Source organism: Streptomyces sp. NPDC008139 (assembly GCF_042957025.1).
GTDB lineage: Bacteria > Actinomycetota > Actinomycetes > Streptomycetales > Streptomycetaceae > Actinacidiphila.
The window spans coordinates 227,026-243,321 of sequence record NZ_JBIBHM010000006.1 but is presented as its reverse complement, the minus strand read 5'-3'; the positions used below and the strand labels follow the sequence as shown (position 1 = coordinate 243,321).

13 protein-coding genes and 1 pseudogene are annotated in these 16,296 nt (G+C 73.3%); 2 read left to right on the top strand and 12 right to left on the bottom strand.

The genetic code is table 11. The features are described 5' to 3' along the window. Positions 1–7: 7 nt before the first annotated feature. The 9 genes and pseudogenes from ACFZBB_RS14655 to pdhA all read right to left on the bottom strand — a co-directional run bounded on the left by ACFZBB_RS14655 (position 8) and on the right by pdhA (position 10,817). Positions 8–721, bottom strand: a complete 714-nt coding sequence (locus tag ACFZBB_RS14655; RefSeq protein WP_391121612.1) for a helix-turn-helix transcriptional regulator — start codon at positions 719–721, stop codon at positions 8–10. A gap of 100 nt (positions 722–821) precedes the next feature. Continuing rightward, the gene (locus ACFZBB_RS14650; RefSeq protein WP_391121609.1) at positions 822–1,550 is read right to left on the bottom strand and encodes a hypothetical protein; all 729 of its coding nucleotides are present in this window, start codon (positions 1,548–1,550) and stop codon (positions 822–824) included. A 160-nt stretch (positions 1,551–1,710) separates the two neighbouring features. Further along, complete coding sequence (locus ACFZBB_RS14645) at positions 1,711–2,670, bottom strand: zinc-binding dehydrogenase (RefSeq protein ID WP_391121606.1); 960 nt, start codon at positions 2,668–2,670, stop codon at positions 1,711–1,713. A 632-nt stretch (positions 2,671–3,302) separates the two neighbouring features. Further along, the gene (locus tag ACFZBB_RS14640; RefSeq protein ID WP_188279870.1) at positions 3,303–4,442 is read right to left on the bottom strand and encodes a TrkA family potassium uptake protein; all 1,140 of its coding nucleotides are present in this window, start codon (positions 4,440–4,442) and stop codon (positions 3,303–3,305) included. A gap of 170 nt (positions 4,443–4,612) precedes the next feature. Next, positions 4,613–6,136 carry a molybdopterin-binding protein gene (locus ACFZBB_RS14635; protein ID WP_391121603.1) on the bottom strand — a complete coding sequence of 508 codons (1,524 nt, stop codon included), beginning with the start codon at positions 6,134–6,136 and terminating at the stop codon, positions 4,613–4,615. Continuing rightward, a pseudogene (locus ACFZBB_RS14630) lies at positions 6,133–7,118 on the bottom strand (DUF6457 domain-containing protein). Before ACFZBB_RS14630 ends, ACFZBB_RS14635 begins: the two are co-directional and overlap by 4 nt. 251 nt (positions 7,119–7,369) lie before the next feature. Then, on the bottom strand, positions 7,370–8,692 hold the full coding sequence (locus tag ACFZBB_RS14625; protein ID WP_391121600.1) for a 2-oxo acid dehydrogenase subunit E2: 1,323 nt from the start codon (positions 8,690–8,692) through the stop codon (positions 7,370–7,372). Beyond that, positions 8,692–9,720, bottom strand: coding sequence for a transketolase C-terminal domain-containing protein (locus tag ACFZBB_RS14620; RefSeq protein ID WP_391121597.1), 1,029 nt, complete (start codon positions 9,718–9,720; stop codon positions 8,692–8,694). The genes ACFZBB_RS14625 and ACFZBB_RS14620 overlap by 1 nt, the downstream gene beginning before the upstream one ends. Then, positions 9,717–10,817, bottom strand: a complete 1,101-nt coding sequence (gene pdhA / locus ACFZBB_RS14615) for a pyruvate dehydrogenase (acetyl-transferring) E1 component subunit alpha (RefSeq protein ID WP_391121594.1) — start codon at positions 10,815–10,817, stop codon at positions 9,717–9,719. The genes ACFZBB_RS14620 and pdhA overlap by 4 nt, the downstream gene beginning before the upstream one ends. Positions 10,818–10,997: 180 nt before the next feature. On the opposite strand from pdhA, the gene ACFZBB_RS14610 reads away from it, so the two are divergent. Continuing rightward, positions 10,998–11,480, top strand: a complete 483-nt coding sequence (locus tag ACFZBB_RS14610) for an Lrp/AsnC family transcriptional regulator (RefSeq protein ID WP_188279875.1) — start codon at positions 10,998–11,000, stop codon at positions 11,478–11,480. 32 nt (positions 11,481–11,512) lie between these two features. On the opposite strand, the gene ACFZBB_RS14605 is transcribed toward ACFZBB_RS14610, so the two are convergent. From ACFZBB_RS14605 to ACFZBB_RS14595, 3 genes are all read right to left on the bottom strand, one after another. After that, a complete protein-coding gene (locus ACFZBB_RS14605; protein ID WP_391121591.1) occupies positions 11,513–12,295 on the bottom strand; it encodes an alpha/beta hydrolase family protein in 783 nt (260 codons plus the stop codon). A gap of 79 nt (positions 12,296–12,374) precedes the next feature. Further along, the gene (locus ACFZBB_RS14600) at positions 12,375–12,962 is read right to left on the bottom strand and encodes a TetR/AcrR family transcriptional regulator (RefSeq protein WP_355336720.1); all 588 of its coding nucleotides are present in this window, start codon (positions 12,960–12,962) and stop codon (positions 12,375–12,377) included. Positions 12,963–12,969: 7 nt separating this feature from the next. After that, a complete protein-coding gene (locus ACFZBB_RS14595) occupies positions 12,970–14,457 on the bottom strand; it encodes a 3-hydroxyacyl-CoA dehydrogenase (protein WP_391121589.1) in 1,488 nt (495 codons plus the stop codon). Between the two features lie 155 nt (positions 14,458–14,612). Between ACFZBB_RS14595 and paaN the strand changes: the two genes are divergently transcribed. Beyond that, entirely contained in the window at positions 14,613–16,289 is a 1,677-nt protein-coding gene (paaN, locus tag ACFZBB_RS14590) for a phenylacetic acid degradation protein PaaN (RefSeq protein WP_391121586.1), read from the top strand. The last annotated feature ends 7 nt before the right edge of the window (positions 16,290–16,296 follow it).

The window sequence follows — 16,296 nt, the reverse complement described above, 5'->3', positions numbered from 1 at the left end:
CCGCGGCTCAGCGGCGGGCCCGGGTCCGCCTCAGCGCGCCGCGCAGCACCCCGTCCGGCGCGGCGTCCTTCTTGTCGTCCGTCTCGTCGTCCTGGCCGCCGCCGTCCGCGGGGTCGCCCGAACCGGCGGGATCGGGAGTCGGGGCCGGTGCGGCGGGCTCGGCCGCCGGGGCCAGCGCCGTCAGCCGTACGAGCCGGGTCTCGCAGTGGTCGAGCCACCGCGCCTCGGCCTCCGCCTGGAAGATGAGCTGGTCGAGAACGAGCTGCCAGGCCACGTCGTCCCGGTCCGGCGCCCCGCTCTGCGCGGGCGCCGCCTCCAGCGCCTGGCCCTTCAGCCGGGTGTAGTCCTGCATCGCCCGGATGGTGTGCGCGCGCTGTGCCTGGATGACGGCCCGCACGTCCACCTCCGGCGACCCGACCGCCATGGCCAGCTTGATCGCCAGCTCGTTCCGCGGCGGATTCGCCCGGTCCACGGGCCGGGCGAACCACTCCCGCAGCTCACCCCGCCCGCCCTCCGTGATGGCGTACAGCGCGTGTCCGGCGTCGTCCTCGCCCGCCGGCACCACCAGACCGTCGCGCTCCAGCCGCGCCAGCGTCGTGTACACCTGCCCCACGTTCAGCGGCCAGGTGGAGCCGGTGCGGGACTCGAACTCTGTTCTGAGCTGGAAGCCGTATCGCGGCCCCCGCTCCAGGAGGGCCAGCAGGCCGTGACGGATCGACATACTGAGTATGTATACCGAGTATGGGCCCGCCTTTCAAGGCCGCGGCGACCCGCCCGACCGGGCACAACGGGAAATGAGGGGCGCGCGGGGCCGCCTCGGGTCAGTCGCGGCGCAGGCGCAGGCCCAGGAAGCCGAGACCCAGGCCGACGAGGGCGAGGCCGGCGCCGAAGGGGAGGATGCGCAGGACGCGGCGGGCGGGCTCGTAGACGGTGGGAGTCTGCGCGCGGGCCTGGGTGCGGGCGGCGTCGGGGTCGGCGGGCGCCGAAGGGCGCGGCGGGGCCTGGGCGGGCCCGCCGTCGGGGACCAGGGAGGGCGCGGAGCGCGCGGCGCCGTAGGTGGACCGTACGGGCGGCGTGAGCGGCGGCTTGGCGGCCCCGGCGCCCGGTACGGACGTCAGTGTCGGCGTCGGCGTCGGGACCGGTGGCCGCAACGGGCCCGCCGGGGTGGCCGGAACGGCGGGGGAGGCCGGAGGCCGTACGCCGACCGTGGGGTCGGGGGTCGGCTTGGCGGCCGGAGCGGTGGGGGTGGCCGGAACGGTCGGCTCGGTGGTGGGCTCCTCCGTCACCGGCGGCCCGCTGGGCCCGGTGGTCGGCGCGGCGTCCTGGCGTCCCCCGTACCCGGGGCCGCCGACCGTCTCGTGCCCGCCGACGAGGCCGGGGACCAGCCCGGCGAGCACCTCGGTGACGATGTCCGCGCCCGGCGCCGGGAGCGGACGGACCGCCGGGGCCGTGGGCTCGTCGGGCCCGGGCGCGACCGCCCACGCGGAAGCCGTCGCCATCGCCGTCGCCGTCGCCGTCGCCGGAACGAGCAGCGCCCCCGCGAGCAGCACGGGCGTCGCCCTCCGTATCGCGCATCGCCTGTCGGGTGCCCGCCGCACACGTCCCGCCTCTCCACCGAACCCTGTGTGGATTCAGCGTCACACGCGGCAACATTTCCGGCATCCCGGACGACCAGCTCCGTATCGGACCGTTATCCGCGAGAGGGCGTGTTCACGCCGTGGTCAGGAGCACTTTTCCGATGTGGGTGCTGCCGTCCACCACGCGGTGCGCCTCGGCCGCGTCCCGCAGCGGGAGCGTACGGTCCACGACCGGCCGTACGGTCCCGGCCTCGATCAGCGGCCACACGTGCTCGCGTACCGCCGCCACGATCGTGGCCTTCTCGTCCAGCGGCCGGGGCCGCAGCGAGGTCGCGGCGACGGCGGCGCGCTTGCTCAGCAGCGTGGCCAGATTCAGCTCGCCCACGAGGCCGCCCTGGAGGCCGATGACGACCAGGCGGCCGTTGACCGCGAGCGCGTCCACGTTCCGCCCGAGGTACTTCGCGCCCATGATGTCGAGGATCACGTCGGCCGTGACGACCTCCTCGAACTCCTGCTCGCGGTAGTTGATCAGGATGTCCGCGCCCAACTCCCGGCAGGCCGCCAGCTTCTCGGCGCTCCCCGCCGTGACGGCGACCGTCGCCCCCACCGCCTTGCCGAGCTGGACCGCCATCGTGCCGATCCCGCTGGACCCGCCGTGCACCAGCAGCGTCTCGCCCGGGCGCAGGTGCGCGGTGAGGAACACGTTCGACCACACCGTGGCCGTCACCTCGGGCAGCGCCGCCGCCGTGACCAGGTCGATCCCCTTGGGCACCGGCAGCAGTTGGCCCGCCGGTACCGCCACCTTCTGCGCGTACCCGCCGCCCGCGAGCAGCGCGCACACCTCGTCCCCGACCCGCCACCCCGCGACCCCGGAGCCCACCTCGACGATCCGCCCCGAACACTCGAGACCCGGATACGGCGACGCCCCCGGCGGCGGCTCGTAGAACCCCTGCCGCTGCAACAGATCCGCCCGGTTCACCGCCGTCGCCGCCACCTCGACGACGACCTCGCCCTCCCCCGCGACCGGATCCCCCACCTCCGCCCACGTCAACACCTCGGGCCCGCCCGGCTCCGGAATCGTGATCGCATACATCCCCCGAGGCTACCGCTGCGCTCAGCTCCCCAGACAGCATGACCCTCCCCCCCTCAGCGGCCCCATGGCGCCAGGCGGTTCCCCCGCGCCGGCCGGCTAGCCGAGTCTTCCCGGGGCGCGGCCCCCGCCGGTTCCTTTGCGCCGGACGGGCCGCCGAGTCTTTAGGGGCGCTGGGGGCACCTCCCAGCGGTAGCTGGGAAAGGAACGGCGCGACCAGCCCCCACCCTGGCGCGGACAAAAAACCGGCCCCAGCGGGGCAGACACCGTCGTTCCCGGGCTGACAGCCCGGCGGGGGCTGACCGCGCAGTTCCCCGCGCCCCTAAAACAGGCCCTGCGCCAGCCCGGCGCACCGCCCCAACCGGTTCCCTTGCGCCAGGCGGCACGCCAAGTAGTGCGGGGCGCTGGGGGCACCTCCCCGCGGTAGCTGGGGGAGGAACTGCGCGACCAGCCCCCACCGTGGCGCGGACAAAAAACCGGCCCCAGCGGGGCAGACACCGTCGTTCCCGGGCTGACAGCCCGGCGGGGGCTGACCGCGCAGTTCCCCGCGCCCCTGAAAAGCAGGCCCTGCGCCAGCCCGGCGCACCGGCCGAAGCGAAGGAACCGCGAGGGGCCGCGCCCCTGACAGGCAGGACCTAGGCGAGGGGCGGGCCGGCGGGTCCGGCACGGTGGATGGCGATCACGCGGTCGGTGAGGAGCAGAGGCGCAGCCTCAGGATCGTCGTGGTCGAGAAGCCGATGCCCCCGCTTGACCGACACGACGAGGTCGTGAAGGTCACGCGGCGCCTGCCCCGCCTCGGCCTTGGTCACCGGCCGTTCGATGAGATCGAGCCCGCTCCCGTAAGTGATGAGGTCGTCCATGACGACCCCGACACTGGGGCTGAGCATGGACAGCCCGAGAAGCCGCCCGGCGGCACTCGAACTGGTGATGACGGCGTTGGCCCCGGACTGCCGCAGCAGCGGCGCGTTCTCCTCCTCGCGGACGGACGCGACGATATGGGCGCGTTTGTTGAGCTGACGCGCGGTCAACGTGACGAGCACGGCGGTGTCGTCGCGTTGCGCCGCGATGACGATCTCCTTGGCGACCTGGGCCTCGGCCCGCAGCAGCACGTCGTTGCGGGTGGCGTCGCCGACGACGGCGACGTACCCCTCGTCGGTCGCGGCCTGCACGACCTTGGGGCTCGGGTCGACGATCACGATCCGGCTCTGCGGGATGCCGCGGCCGATCAACGTCTGGGCCGCCGACCGGCCCTTGGTGCCGTATCCGACGATGACCACATGATCGCGCAAGGTTCTCCTCCAGCGCTTGAGGCGGAACTGCTCGCGGGTCCGCTCGGTCAGCACTTCCAGGGTCGTCCCGACCAGGATGATCAGGAAGATCACGCGCAACGGCGTCACCAGGAAGGTGTTCGCGAGCCGGGCGCCCGTACTGTACGGGACGATGTCGCCGTAGCCGGTCGTCGACAGCGTCACCGTCGCGTAGTAGAGCGAATCCAGGAACGACACCGAGCCGTTGGCGTTGTCGTGGTAACCGCCGCGGTCGAAGTAGACGATCAGGACGGTGGCGAGCAGGACCAGCAGCGCCATCAGCAGGCGGCGCGAGACCTGGAGCAGCGGGCCCGCGGCGGGACGCGGGAAGGCCACCCGGCGGTACCCCGCCGTACCGGCGGAGATCGCCGCCGAGGCGCTGCCGTCGCCCGTGCCGTCGGCGCCGTCCGCGCCGCCGGGGGGAGGATCGGCGCGACCGGCCGCCGCGTCGTACCGGGGCAGTTTCATATCCCGCTCCCCATCATGTGCCGCTCACCTTCATATACCGGTGTCGTCCGCCGGTCCGACGACGTATCGCTTCGCGTACGGGATCACGTACCACGTGACATGGGCTGACGGCGGTCACGTACCCCGTACCTTCACGTATCGAGCACCATCGGGTACGCACCGGGGTGCCCTCACGTGCCGCTCCCCCACGCCAGCGCGAGCGCCCCGGTGTCGAGCACGGCCGTGTCGTCGCCCGCGCGGGCGCCGCCGGGCGGGATCACGGCCATGCCGTCGGCGGCGGCGAGGCCGCGGAGCATGGCGGGGCCGGAGTAGGTGAGCGGGCGCGCGGCGGAGTCGTCGTCGAAGACGACGGGGACGAGCCGGGTGTCGACCGGGTGTCCCGGCACGTCGGCGGTGAGCGGGGCCGCGTACGGGGCCGGTACGGGTCGGCCCGCGAGGGTCCGCAGCAGGGGGGCGGCGAGGGTCAGGACGCCGGACACGGCGGCCAGCGGGTTGCCGGGCAGTCCGATGAGGTGGGTGCCCGAGGGGAGTTCGGCCAGCACCATGGGGTGTCCCGGGCGGACGGCGACGCCGTCGACCAGCAGTTTCGCGCCGAGCGCGGCGAGGACCGGGTGCAGGTGGTCGACCGGTCCGCCCGCGGTGCCGCCGGTGGTGACCACGAGGTCGGCGGCGCTCTCGCGGACCGCCCTGCGCAGGATGTCGGCGTCGTCCACCAGCCGCCGTACCGCCACCACTTCGGCGCCGAGCGCGCGCAGCGACGACGGGAGCATCGGGCCGAGCGCGTCCCGTACCCGCCCCGACCTGGGCAGGCCGTGGTCCAGCAACTCGTCGCCGAGGACCAGGACTTCGACGCGCGGCCGTACGGTGACGGTCAGCTCGTCGTAGCCCGCGGCGGCGGCCAGGCCGAGTACGGCGGGCGTCACGACGGTGCCCGCGGGCAGCAACTCCTCGCCGCCCCTGCACTCCTGGCCGCGCGTCCTGACCTCCTGGCCCGGCGCGGGCGCGGGGTGCGGCGACCGCACCTGCAACCACTCGCCGTCCGTGCGGCGCTGCGTCCAGCCGTGTTCGCTGCGCAGTACCGCGGTGGTGCCGGTCGGCACGGCGGCGCCGGTCGCGATGGGGGCGGCGTGGCCGACGAGCAGAGGCTCCGCCGGGCGCTGCTGTCCGGCGAGCACCGAGGCGCCGCGCAGCCGCCACGGGCCCGGGCCCGCCACCGCCCAGCCGTCCATCGCGGAGGAGTCGAACGACGGCAGGTCCGTCAGCGCCGTCAGCGCCCTGGCCAGCGTCATGCCCAGCAGGTCCTCTCCCAACTCCCGTGTTTCGGAGCCGAGTCGGCGGCCGACGCGGCGCGCGATCCGCCGCGCCTCGGGCCACGGCACGGCGTCGGCGGGGGAGGGGAGCGGGGGCTGGGGTTGGGGTTGGGGCTGGTGGGGTTGGGCGGGGGCCTGCGCGGGGGCCGGGCCCTGGACGGGGGGCCGGGGCGCGGGGCCTTCCGGGGTGGGGGCGGTGTCGTCCCGGCCGTGGCGGAGGGCGACGGACAGCGGGTCGTTACGGTCCTGGCCTCCGGGACCGGTGGCGTCGGCGGTGGTACGGCGCGACTCGTTGGCCAGGGCGAGGGCGTCGTCGAGCGCGCGGTCGGCCGCGTCGGAGGCGCCCGCGTCGAAGGCGCCCGCGCCGGGACGGGTGCCGCTCATTCCGCCGGTTCCGGGTCGGTGCCGGGGGTGCCGGGGGTGCCAGGCTCCCGCGTGTCGGCCTCTTGTGCGTCGGCCTCCTGCGCGTCGGCCTCCTGCGCCCAGCGCACGGCCAGGGCGGCGGCCTTGTCGGCCGCCTCCCGTACGGCCTCGGGGCCGCCGCCCGCGCGCGCCGCCGCGTAACCCACCAGGAAGGTGGTCAGCGGCGCGGCCGGACGAGCGACGCCGTGCGCCGCGTCGCGGGCCAGATCGAGCAGGACGCCGGTGTCCACGTCCAGCTCGATACCCAGTTCGGTCTTGGCTGCTGCGATCCATTCGTCCAACACAGGGCCATGGTCCCTGAAACCTGGCTCGCTGTGGGACAGGCTCACCCCTCGGACACCCCGTCCAGCCGTGCCCGCGCCACCGCCACGTCCTCCCACGTATCGCAGTCGAACGACGCCTCCCCCGTCGGATCGGCTCGCCTGCGCACCACCAGCTCCCGTGTCAGCAGCCGCAACGGCAGCCCCGCCAGCCCTCCGTGCTCCCCCTTCAGCAGCGCCACCTCCCGGCGCAGCGCCTCCCCCCAATACGCCCCCGCCAACGGCTGATCCCGCCCTCCCGCGTCGGTGAGCAGCACCCCTTCCGTCCCGGTGCCGAGCGCGCCCAGCGCCTCCACCAGGCCGGTCACGGCGCCGACCGTCAAGAACGGCAGATCGGCCGCCAGCACGACGACGATTTCCGGAGCGGGAAGCGGCGGCGCGGATGGGGCCACGTGGGCCAACGCGGTCAGCCCGGCGTCGAGCGCGGGCAGCGGCCCGCCCCCCGGCGGCTCCTCCCGCGCCCAGCTCACCGGCCGTACGGTCCCCCGGCGCGGCCCCACGACCACCGTCCGCTCCGCCCCCGCGCACGCCTCCAGCACCCGGTCGAGCAGCATCCGCCCCCCGACCTCCACCGCCGCCTTGTCCACCCCCCCGAGCCGCCTCGCCCCACCCCCGGCCAACACCACCGCATCAAACCCAGTCGCCACCCCCCGAGTATCCCCGGCCCCCGGGGCGCCCCGACCTTTTCAGGGGCGCCCAGCGCCCCTGAAGACTCGGCGTCCCGCCCAGCGCAATGGACCGCCCTGAGGCCGCGCCCCGAAAAGACCGGTGCCGCCCAGCGCGAGGGAACCGCCCAGGGCCGCACCCCGGAAAGACCGGCCCGCCGCCCGGCGCAAAGGGGCCGCCCCCTGGGCGGAGGGACCGCCCGGGGGGGTCAGACGGCGGCGAGGAGAACGGCCGGGTTCTCGACGCAGTCAGCGACAAAGCGGAGGAACCCCCCTGCGGTCCCACCGTCGCAGACACGGTGATCGAAGGTGAAGGAGAGCTGCACGACGTGACGCACGGCCAACTCACCCTGGTGAACCCACGGCTTGGGGGCTATACGGCCGACACCGAGCATGGCGGCCTCGGGATGGTTGAGGATCGGGGTGGAACCGTCCACCCCGAAGACCCCGTAGTTGTTGAGCGTGACGGTGCCGCCGGTCAGGTCCCGCGGCGTCAGCGCCCCCGTCCGAGCGGCCTCGGTCAGGCGGCCGATCTCCGCGGAGAGCCCGGACGTGGACCTGGTGTGGGCGTCGCGCACGACAGGCACGACCAGGCCGCGTTCGGTCTGCGCCGCGAAGCCGAGGTGGACGGCGGGCAGCCGTACGATCTCGCGCCGCTCGGCGTCGACTGTGGCGTTCAGCTCCGGGTAACGGGCCAGCCCGGCCGTCACGATCCTGGCGAAGAGGGCCAGCACCGAGATCCGCTCGCCGCCCGAGGCGTTCATCGCCGCCCGCGCGGCCAGCAGTTCGGTGGCGTCGGCGTCCACCCAGCACGTGGCGTCGGGTATCTCCCGCCGACTGCGGGCCAGCTTGTCCGCGACCATGCCGCGTACGCCGCGCAGCGGCACCCGCTCCTCCCCCGCCGGCACGGGAGCCGGGGCCGGAGCCGCGGCAGGTGCCGCCGGAGCCGCCACCGCGCGCTCGACGTCCGCCCGCAGGATCAACCCGTCGGGCCCCGTACCGGCCAAGGCCCGCAGGTCCAGCCCGTGTTCCCTGGCCAGCCGCCGGACCAGCGGCGATATGACGGCAACCGGACCGTCAGCGACAGGCGCCCCGGCGACAGGCACCTCGGTGGCCGAAACCGCCGCCTTCACCGAACCGTCCACCGCCCGCACCCGTCCGCGGCGCCGCGCCACCGCCGTACCGGTGCCGTAACCGACCAGCACATTGCCCGAGCCCTCATCGGCGCCGCCGCCCGGGGCGTCCGGGTCGTCCGAACCCACCGGGTTCCCGGCGGCGTCGGAGTGCGAGCCCACCGCGACCGTGACCAGGGGGCGGCCCACGTCGAGGGTGTCGCCCTCGGCGCCGAAGCGGGCGGTCACGACGCCGCCGTAGGGGCAGGGGACCTCGACGACGGCCTTCGCGGTCTCGACCTCGACCACCGGCTGGTCGATGGCGACGACCTCGCCGACCTCCACCAGCCAGCGCACGATCTCCGCTTCTGTAAGCCCTTCGCCCAGGTCGGGGAGCGTGAATTCCTTGACGACGGCCATCAGCCCTCCCACTGCAAGCGGCCGACGGCGTCGAGAATCCGGTCGACGCCGGGCAGATGGTGCCGTTCCAGCATCGGCGGCGGGTAGGGGATGTCGAATCCGGCGACGCGCAGGACCGGCGCCTCCAGGTGGTGGAAGCAGCGCTCGGTGATCCGGGCCGCTATCTCGGCGCCCATGCCGCCGAAACCGGACGACTCGTGCACGACGACCGCCCGCCCGGTGCCGCGTACGGCCGCCGCGACCGTCTCCTCGTCGAAGGGCACGAGGCTGCGCAGATCGACCACGCCCAGGTCCCAGCCCTCCTCCTTGGCGGCCTCCGCGGCCTCCAGGCAGACCGGGAGCGAGGGGCCGTAGGTGACCAGCGTCGCGGTGCGCCCGGTGCGCCGCACCACGGCGCGGCCGATCGGCGGAACCTCGGCCGGCGCGGCCGGCGACCAGTCGGACTTGGACCAGTAGAGCCGCTTCGGCTCCAGGAAGACCACCGGGTCGTCGGAGGCGATGGCCGCCCGCAGCAGTCCGTAGGCGTCCTCGACGGTGGCCGGGGTGACCACGTGGAGGCCGGGGGTGTGCGCGTAGTACGCCTCGGAGGAGTCGCTGTGGTGCTCGACGCCGCCGATTCCGCCGCCGTACGGGATGCGGATGGTGATCGGCAGCGGCAGGGCGCCACGCGTGCGGTTGCGCATCTTCGCCACATGGCTGACGAGTTGCTCGAACGACGGGTAGGCGAAGGCGTCGAACTGCATCTCGACCACCGGGCGGAGCCCGTACATCGCCATGCCGACCGCCGCGCCGAGGATGCCCGCCTCGGCGAGCGGGGTGTCGGTGCAGCGGCTGTCGCCGAATTCGGCGGCGAGCCCGTCGGTGATCCGGAAGACGCCGCCCAGGGTGCCGATGTCCTCGCCGAGGACGTGGACGGAGTCGTCGGCCGTGAGCGCGTCACGCAGCGCCTGGTTGAGGGCCTGCGCCATGGTGGCGGGTTTGCGGGTGGGCGCGGCGGCGCGGCCCGCGGTCGGTGCGGCGGTGGTCATGACTGCCGCTCCGCTTCCAGCTCGGCCCGCAACTGGGCCTCCTGCTGCCGCAGTTGCTGCGTGGGCTCGGCGTAGACGTGGGCGAACAGCTCCATCGGGTCGAGCCGCGGATCGGCGTTCATCCGCTCCCGCAGGTCCGCCGCCATGGTCTCGGCCTCGTCGGCCGCGCTCCGCCTGACGTCGTCGTCGAGCAGTCCGCGGCCGGTCAGTTCCCGTTCCAGCAGGGCGATCGGGTCGTGCGCGCGCCAGGCGGCGACCTCGTCGTCGTCGCGGTAGCGGGTGGCGTCGTCGGCGTTGGTGTGCGCGTCCATCCGGTAGGTGACCGCCTCCACGAGCGTGGGGCCGCCGCCGTCCCTGGCCCGCCCGACGGCCTCGGTCAGGACCTCGTGCACGGCGGCCACGTCGTTGCCGTCGACCAGCCGTCCCGGCATCCCGTAGCCGACCGCCTTGTGGGCGAAGGAAGGGGCCGCGGTCTGTTTGGCGAGCGGTACGGAGATCGCGAAGCCGTTGTTCTGTACGAGGAAGACCACCGGGGCCTGCCAGACGGCCGCGAAGTTCAGCGCCTCGTGGAAGTCGCCCTCGCTGGTGCCGCCGTCGCCGACCATGGCGAGCGCCACGACGTCGTCGCCGGTCAGCCGGGCGGCGCGGGCCAGCCCGACCGCGTGCGGGAGCTGGGTGGCCAGCGGGGTGCTGAGCGGGGCCACCCGGTGTTCGTGGGGGTCGTAGCCGGTGTGCCAGTCGCCGCGCAGCAGTGTCAGCGCCTCGACCGGGTCCACGCCTCTGGCGACCACCGCGAGGGTGTCGCGGTAGCTGGGGAACAGCCAGTCACGGGGCCGCAGCGCGAGAGCGGCGGCGATCTCGCAGGCCTCCTGACCGGTGCTCGACGGGTAGACGGCGAGCCTGCCCTGCTTGGTGAGGGCGGTGGCCTGCCGGTTGTAGCGCCGGCCGCGGACGAGCTGCCCGTACAGCGTGCGGAGCAGGGCGGGGTCGAGCTCCGCGGCAGCGGGGGTGCCGAGCAGCCGGTACGGCTCCGGGTCGGGCAGCAGCGGCGCGGCTTCGGTGCGGGGGCGCCAGGCAGGGGTGTCCAGCACGGTCATCGCGAGCACCTCCTTGTGGTCGGTGACCGAAAAAGCGATCGGGCGTGAGCGGGTGTCGCTCCCTACCGATTGTTCGGTCGCCGGAGGCATTTTGGCTACAGGGTGGTTTCGCCTGTGGACAAACGGTTCTGCACAGCCTGAGATGGAGCCAGTACGTCCATGGTAAGGAGGCACGGGGGGATGGCGAGAGAACAGATGGCCGCACAGGACCCGGAGGTCCGACCGCTGGACCCGATCGACCGAACGATCCTGCGGCTGCTCCAGGAGGACGGAAGGGCCTCGATACGCTCCGTCGCCGAGCGCGTGCACGTCTCACGGGCGAACGCGTACGCCCGGATCAACCGGCTCATCGAGGACGGGGTCATCCGAGGTTTCACCGCTCGCGTCGACCACGAACGCGCGGGCCAGGGCGCGTCCGCGTACATCACGCTCAAGATCGTCCAGAATTCCTGGCGGACCGTCCGTGAACAACTCATCACTCTTCCGGGTGTTGCCCACATTGCCCTGGTAAGTGGTGATTTCGATGTTTTGCTGCTGGTCCACACCGCCGACAACCGGACTCTGCGCGAGCTGGTCCTGACCCGGCTCCAGGCCATCGAGGAAGTCCTCAGCAGCCGCACGCTGCTGGTCTTCGAGGAGACCGACCAGGTCGTCGGCGACTGAGGACCGGCGCCGGCCGCGACCAGCGCCTCCGGTCAGCCGCCGTACTTCTTGAGGAACGCCTTGACCTTGGCGTAGTTCGCCTCGTCGGACAGCATGCTCACGCCGTGGTTGAAGCCGCCGACGATCGTCAGGTCGTTCTCCTTCGCCTTCTTCGTCAGCTTGCTCAGCTCCTTCGTGGAGTCCTGGAAGGGGCTGTCCGATTCGGCGGCCATGTAGAAGACGGGCATCGTCAGATTCGGTACGACCATCGAGGCGTCCATGCCGGAGTACGTCGAGGGCGCGGACAGCGAGACGACCGCGTCCACCGGCGGCGTGATGGCGCCCGCGGCGGACAGCACCGCCGTACCGCCCTTGGACGCGCCGACCAGCAGCAGCTTCGTCACGCCCTTGGACCGCAGATAGGCCGCCGCCGCGGTGAGTTCCCGCACCTCGCTGCCCGCGGAGTTCACGGCCAGCACGCGGTAGCCGTCCGCGGCCAGGTCCTGCGCGTGCGGCACCCACTGGCAGACGTCCCCGTCCGCCTGGTGGGCCAGCACCAGCCCGGTGCCGCCGGTGCCGGTCAGGTAGCCCTCGACGTCCTGGCCGTCCCCGCCCGGGAAACTCACCGAGCCCGCCTTGGCCTGTTCGGGTGACAGGCAGCCGAAGTCGTTCACCGTGGCGGTGGGCGTGGGGGCGGGCGCGGCCCTGTCCTTGTCCTTGGCGCCCCCGCCGCCTCCGCACCCGGCCAGCAGCAGGAGGGAAACGGCCAGCGCGGAGGCGGCCACCGCCCGCACCGGCGGCCCGAATCGCGCGACAGATCGCTCAGCGGAGAACATGGCTGGATCGTGCCGGGGCCACCCCCGAGGGGTCAATGGTCTGGACCATCCGACCGCACGGTCGCTCGGCTCGCCGTCGCTACGTACGCAGCCCGTCGAACGCCAGCCGCACCACCGCGTCCGCCACCTGCTGCCGGTCGAGCGCGCCCTTGGCCTCCGGCCGGTACCACTCCACGATCGAGTTGATCATCCCGAAAAGCAGCCTGGTCGCCAGCCTGACGTCCACGTCGCCACGCAGATCGCCGTCCGCGACCGCCGCCTTCAACAGATCCGCCACCCGCTGGTCGAACTCCCTGCGCCGCTCCATCGCCCAGCGCTCGGTGTCGGTGTTCCCGCGCACCCGCAGCAGAAGGGTGACGTAGGGAAGTTCCGCCATCAGCACCTCTGTCGTACGCCGGGTGACGTACTCCAGGCGCCGCACCGCGCGGCCGTCGACCGCTCCGGGCTCCTCCAGGATGCCGAAGAGCCCCTCAAGGGCGCGGCCCACCGCCCTGTTCAGCAGTTCTTCCTTGCCGCGCACATGGTGGTAGATCGACGACTTCGAGATGCCCGCGGCGCGCGAGAGATGCTCCATGGACGTGCCGTCGTAACCGCGCTCGTTGAAGACCTCGACGGCGACGGCGAGCAGCGAATCCGGCGTATAGGTGTCGCGCTTGGGCATGGTCATGAGGAGATCATTCTTCCTCCGCCCTCGCGCGCCACAGCACTTCGACCGAAGGCGCGTAACGGCCGTTGGGGTAGTACGAGTGCAGCGACTCCAGCGTTTCGCGCACCCAGGACAGGGAGAGCCGCTCGCCCCATTGCAGCGGGCCCAGCGGGTAGTTCACACCGAGGCGCATGGCGGTGTCGACGTCGGCGGCGGACGCCACTTCCTTTGCGACGGCGTCGGCCGCGAGGTCCACCAGCATCGCGACCGTCCGCGCCACGATCAGTCCGGGGACGAGCCGGATGACGCTGACCTGCTTGCCGAGCGCCTGGAAGAGCCCGACGGCCTCCGCGAGCGCCGCGTCCGGCACCTCGGGGGTCCGCGCGAGCGCCATCCTGGTGGCCGTCGTGTAGTCGGCCGCCAGGTCGAACTGGATACCCGGCTCCAGAGTGCCGTCCGCCGGGTAGAGATACGTTCCGTCACTCAGCTCGAAGCCCTGGACGCCGTCGTCCTCGGTGACCTCGATCCCGGCCGCGCGCACCAGGCCGACGAGGGCCTCCGCGGGACCCAGATCGCCGTGCACCACGCGCCGCGGCGCGTCCGCGGGCTCCGCGGTGTGCGGTCCGGGCGCGGCGCCGGGCTCCGGCGCCGGTTCGTACACGAACCAGCCGCGGCCCGTCTTGCGGCCGAGGCGGCCGGACTCCACCAGGCGGCGCTGGGCGAGCGACGGCGTGAATTTGGGGTCGTGGAAGAACGACTCCCACACCGATCTGGTGACCGCCTCGTTCACGTCCTGGCCGATCAGGTCGGTGAGCGCGAAGGGGCCCATGGCGAAGCCGCCGCATTCGCGCAGCACCGCGTCGATGGTGGCGGGGTCCGCGGCCCGCTCCTCGTGGACGCGCAGGGCCTCGGCGTAGAAGGGGCGGGCGATCCGGTTGACGATGAAGCCCGGGGTGTCGGCGCAGCGCACCGGGGTCTTTCCCCAGGCGGCGGCCGTGTCGTAGGCGGTGTCGACGGCTGCGGGGTCGGAGGCGGCGCCCGCGACGACCTCGACCAGCGGGAGCAGCGGGGCCGGGTTGAAGAAGTGCAGGCCGACGAGGCGGCCGGGCAGCCGCAGGGCGCCCGCGACGGCGGTCACCGACAGGGAGGAGGTGTTGGTCGCCAGCAGGCAGCCGTCGCCGACGGTCTCCTCCAGTTCGGCGAAGAGCCGCCGCTTGACGGCCAGATCCTCCACGACTGCCTCGACGACGAGCGCGGCCGGTGCCAGGTCCGCGATGCCGTCGGCGGGGACGAGCCGGTCGAGCGCGGCCCGGTGTTCGGCCGTGTCGAGGCGGCCCTTCTCGGCCAGCCGGTCCAGCCGCGCCCCGACGCCCGCCGCGGCCTTCGCGGCCAGTCCCGGCGCGGCGTCGTACAGCAGCACGCGGTGCCCCGCGAGCAGCGCGACCTGCGCGATTCCCTGGCCCATGGTGCCTGCGCCGACGACGGCGACGACACCGCCGCGGTCAAGTGCGGTCACGGTGGCACAGCTCCTTCCCGAGGTACTGCGGAGATCCTGCCGGGTCTTTCCGAGTTATCCACAGGCCGGGACGTCCCTCTTGTCCCGACCGAACATTCGGTTAATCTAGCGTTGTCTCTGCTACTCAGCCCAGCTCGACGAGGAGTTGGTCCGCCATGTCCGCCACTGTCTCCGCCGTGACCTTGATCGAACGCCATCGTGACACGCTTGACAAGGCGCTCGATGCCGTCAGGACCCGGGCGTACTGGTCGCCCTACCCCGAGCACCCCAAGGCGTACGCCGACGCCGACGAGGGCAAGGCCGCCTTCGACGCGCTGCTCGGCCACCGCTTCGAGCTGGACCAGCCCGGCACGGACGGCTGGACGGGCGCCGAGCGCTCCCCGTACGGCCCGGACCTCGGCGTGGAGTACCCGCACCCCGATCCGGACGTGCTGCTGCCCGCGATGCGCGCCGCGATGCCCGCCTGGCGGGACGCGGGACCCGAGGCGCGTGCCATGGTGTGCCTAGAGATCCTGGCGCGGATCAACGCGCGGACGCACGAGTTCGCACACGCCGTGATGCACACCTCCGGGCAGGCGTTCACGATGTCCTTCCAGGCCGGTGGCCCGCACGCGCAGGACCGCGGCCTCGAAGCGGTGGCGTACGCGTACGTGGAGCAGGTCCGCACCCCGGAGACCGCGGAGTGGATCAAGCCGCAGGGCAAGCGCGACCCGCTCAATCTGCGGAAGTCCTTCACCGCGGTGCCGCGCGGCATCGGCCTGGTGATCGGCTGCAACACCTTCCCGACGTGGAACGGCTATCCGGGGCTCTTCGCCTCCCTGGCCACCGGCAACGCGGTGCTGGTCAAGCCGCACCCGCGCGCCGTGCTGCCGCTGGCCCTGACCGTACGGGTGGCGCGCGAGGTGCTGGCCGAGGCGGGCTTCTCGCCCGACCTGGTCTGCCTGGCCGTCGAGCGGCCCGGCGAGGGCCTGGCCAAGACCCTGGCGCTGCGCCCCGAGGTCCGGGTCATCGACTACACCGGCTCCACCGCCTTCGGCGACTGGCTGGAGGCCAACGCCCGCCAGGCGCAGGTCTTCACCGAGAAGGCCGGCGTCAACACCGTGGTGATCGACTCCACCGACGACTACCGCGGCATGCTCTCCAACCTCGCCTTCTCGCTGTCCCTCTACAGCGGCCAGATGTGCACCACCCCGCAGAATCTGCTGATCCCGCGCGACGGCATCGACACCGACGCGGGACGGCGGAGCTACGACGAGGTGGTCGCCGACATCGCGGGTGCGGTCGACGGGCTGCTCGGCGACGACGCGCGGGCCAACGCGCTGCTCGGCGCCCTGGTGAATCCGGACGTCAAGGCACGGCTCGACGCCGCCCCCGGGCTGGGCGAAGTCGCCCTCGCCTCCCGCTCGGTGACCCACCCGGACTTCCCCGACGCGGTCGTCCGCACCCCGGTGCTGGTGAAGCTCGACGGCGCCAAGCCGGACGCCGAGGCGGCGTATCTCTCGGAGTGCTTCGGCCCGGTCGCCTTCGCCGTGGCCGTGGACTCGACCGCCGACGCGCTGGAGCTGCTGCGCCGTACCGTCCGCGACAAGGGCGCGATGACGGTCGGCGGCTACACCACCTCCGCCGGGGTGGAGCGCGGCCTGGAAGAGGTCTGCTGGGAGGAGTGCGCGCAGCTCTCGCTCAATCTGACCGGCGGTGTGTACGTCAACCAGACGGCCGCCTTCTCCGACTTCCACGGCTCGGGCGGCAATCCGGCGGCCAACGCGGCGCTGTGCGACGGCGCGTTCGTCGCGAGCCGCTTCCGGATGGTGGAGGTGCGGCGGCCCGCCTGATCGCGGG

Excerpts from the sequence above, each read along its gene's own strand:
- ACFZBB_RS14605 (WP_391121591.1), bottom strand. The coding sequence starts at position 12,295 with ATGTTCTCCGCTGAGCGATCTGTCGCGCGATTCGGGCCGCCGGTGCGG.
- ACFZBB_RS14600 (WP_355336720.1), bottom strand. The coding sequence starts at position 12,962 with ATGACCATGCCCAAGCGCGACACCTATACGCCGGATTCGCTGCTCGCC.
- ACFZBB_RS14635 (WP_391121603.1), bottom strand. The coding sequence starts at position 6,136 with ATGAGCGGCACCCGTCCCGGCGCGGGCGCCTTCGACGCGGGCGCCTCC.
- ACFZBB_RS14655 (WP_391121612.1), bottom strand. The coding sequence starts at position 721 with ATGTCGATCCGTCACGGCCTGCTGGCCCTCCTGGAGCGGGGGCCGCGA.
- paaN (WP_391121586.1), top strand. The coding sequence starts at position 14,613 with ATGTCCGCCACTGTCTCCGCCGTGACCTTGATCGAACGCCATCGTGAC.
- ACFZBB_RS14645 (WP_391121606.1), bottom strand. The coding sequence starts at position 2,670 with ATGTATGCGATCACGATTCCGGAGCCGGGCGGGCCCGAGGTGTTGACG.
- ACFZBB_RS14610 (WP_188279875.1), top strand. The coding sequence starts at position 10,998 with ATGGCGAGAGAACAGATGGCCGCACAGGACCCGGAGGTCCGACCGCTG.
- ACFZBB_RS14640 (WP_188279870.1), bottom strand. The coding sequence starts at position 4,442 with ATGAAACTGCCCCGGTACGACGCGGCGGCCGGTCGCGCCGATCCTCCC.
- ACFZBB_RS14625 (WP_391121600.1), bottom strand. The coding sequence starts at position 8,692 with ATGGCCGTCGTCAAGGAATTCACGCTCCCCGACCTGGGCGAAGGGCTT.
- pdhA (WP_391121594.1), bottom strand. The coding sequence starts at position 10,817 with ATGACCGTGCTGGACACCCCTGCCTGGCGCCCCCGCACCGAAGCCGCG.
- ACFZBB_RS14620 (WP_391121597.1), bottom strand. The coding sequence starts at position 9,720 with ATGACCACCGCCGCACCGACCGCGGGCCGCGCCGCCGCGCCCACCCGC.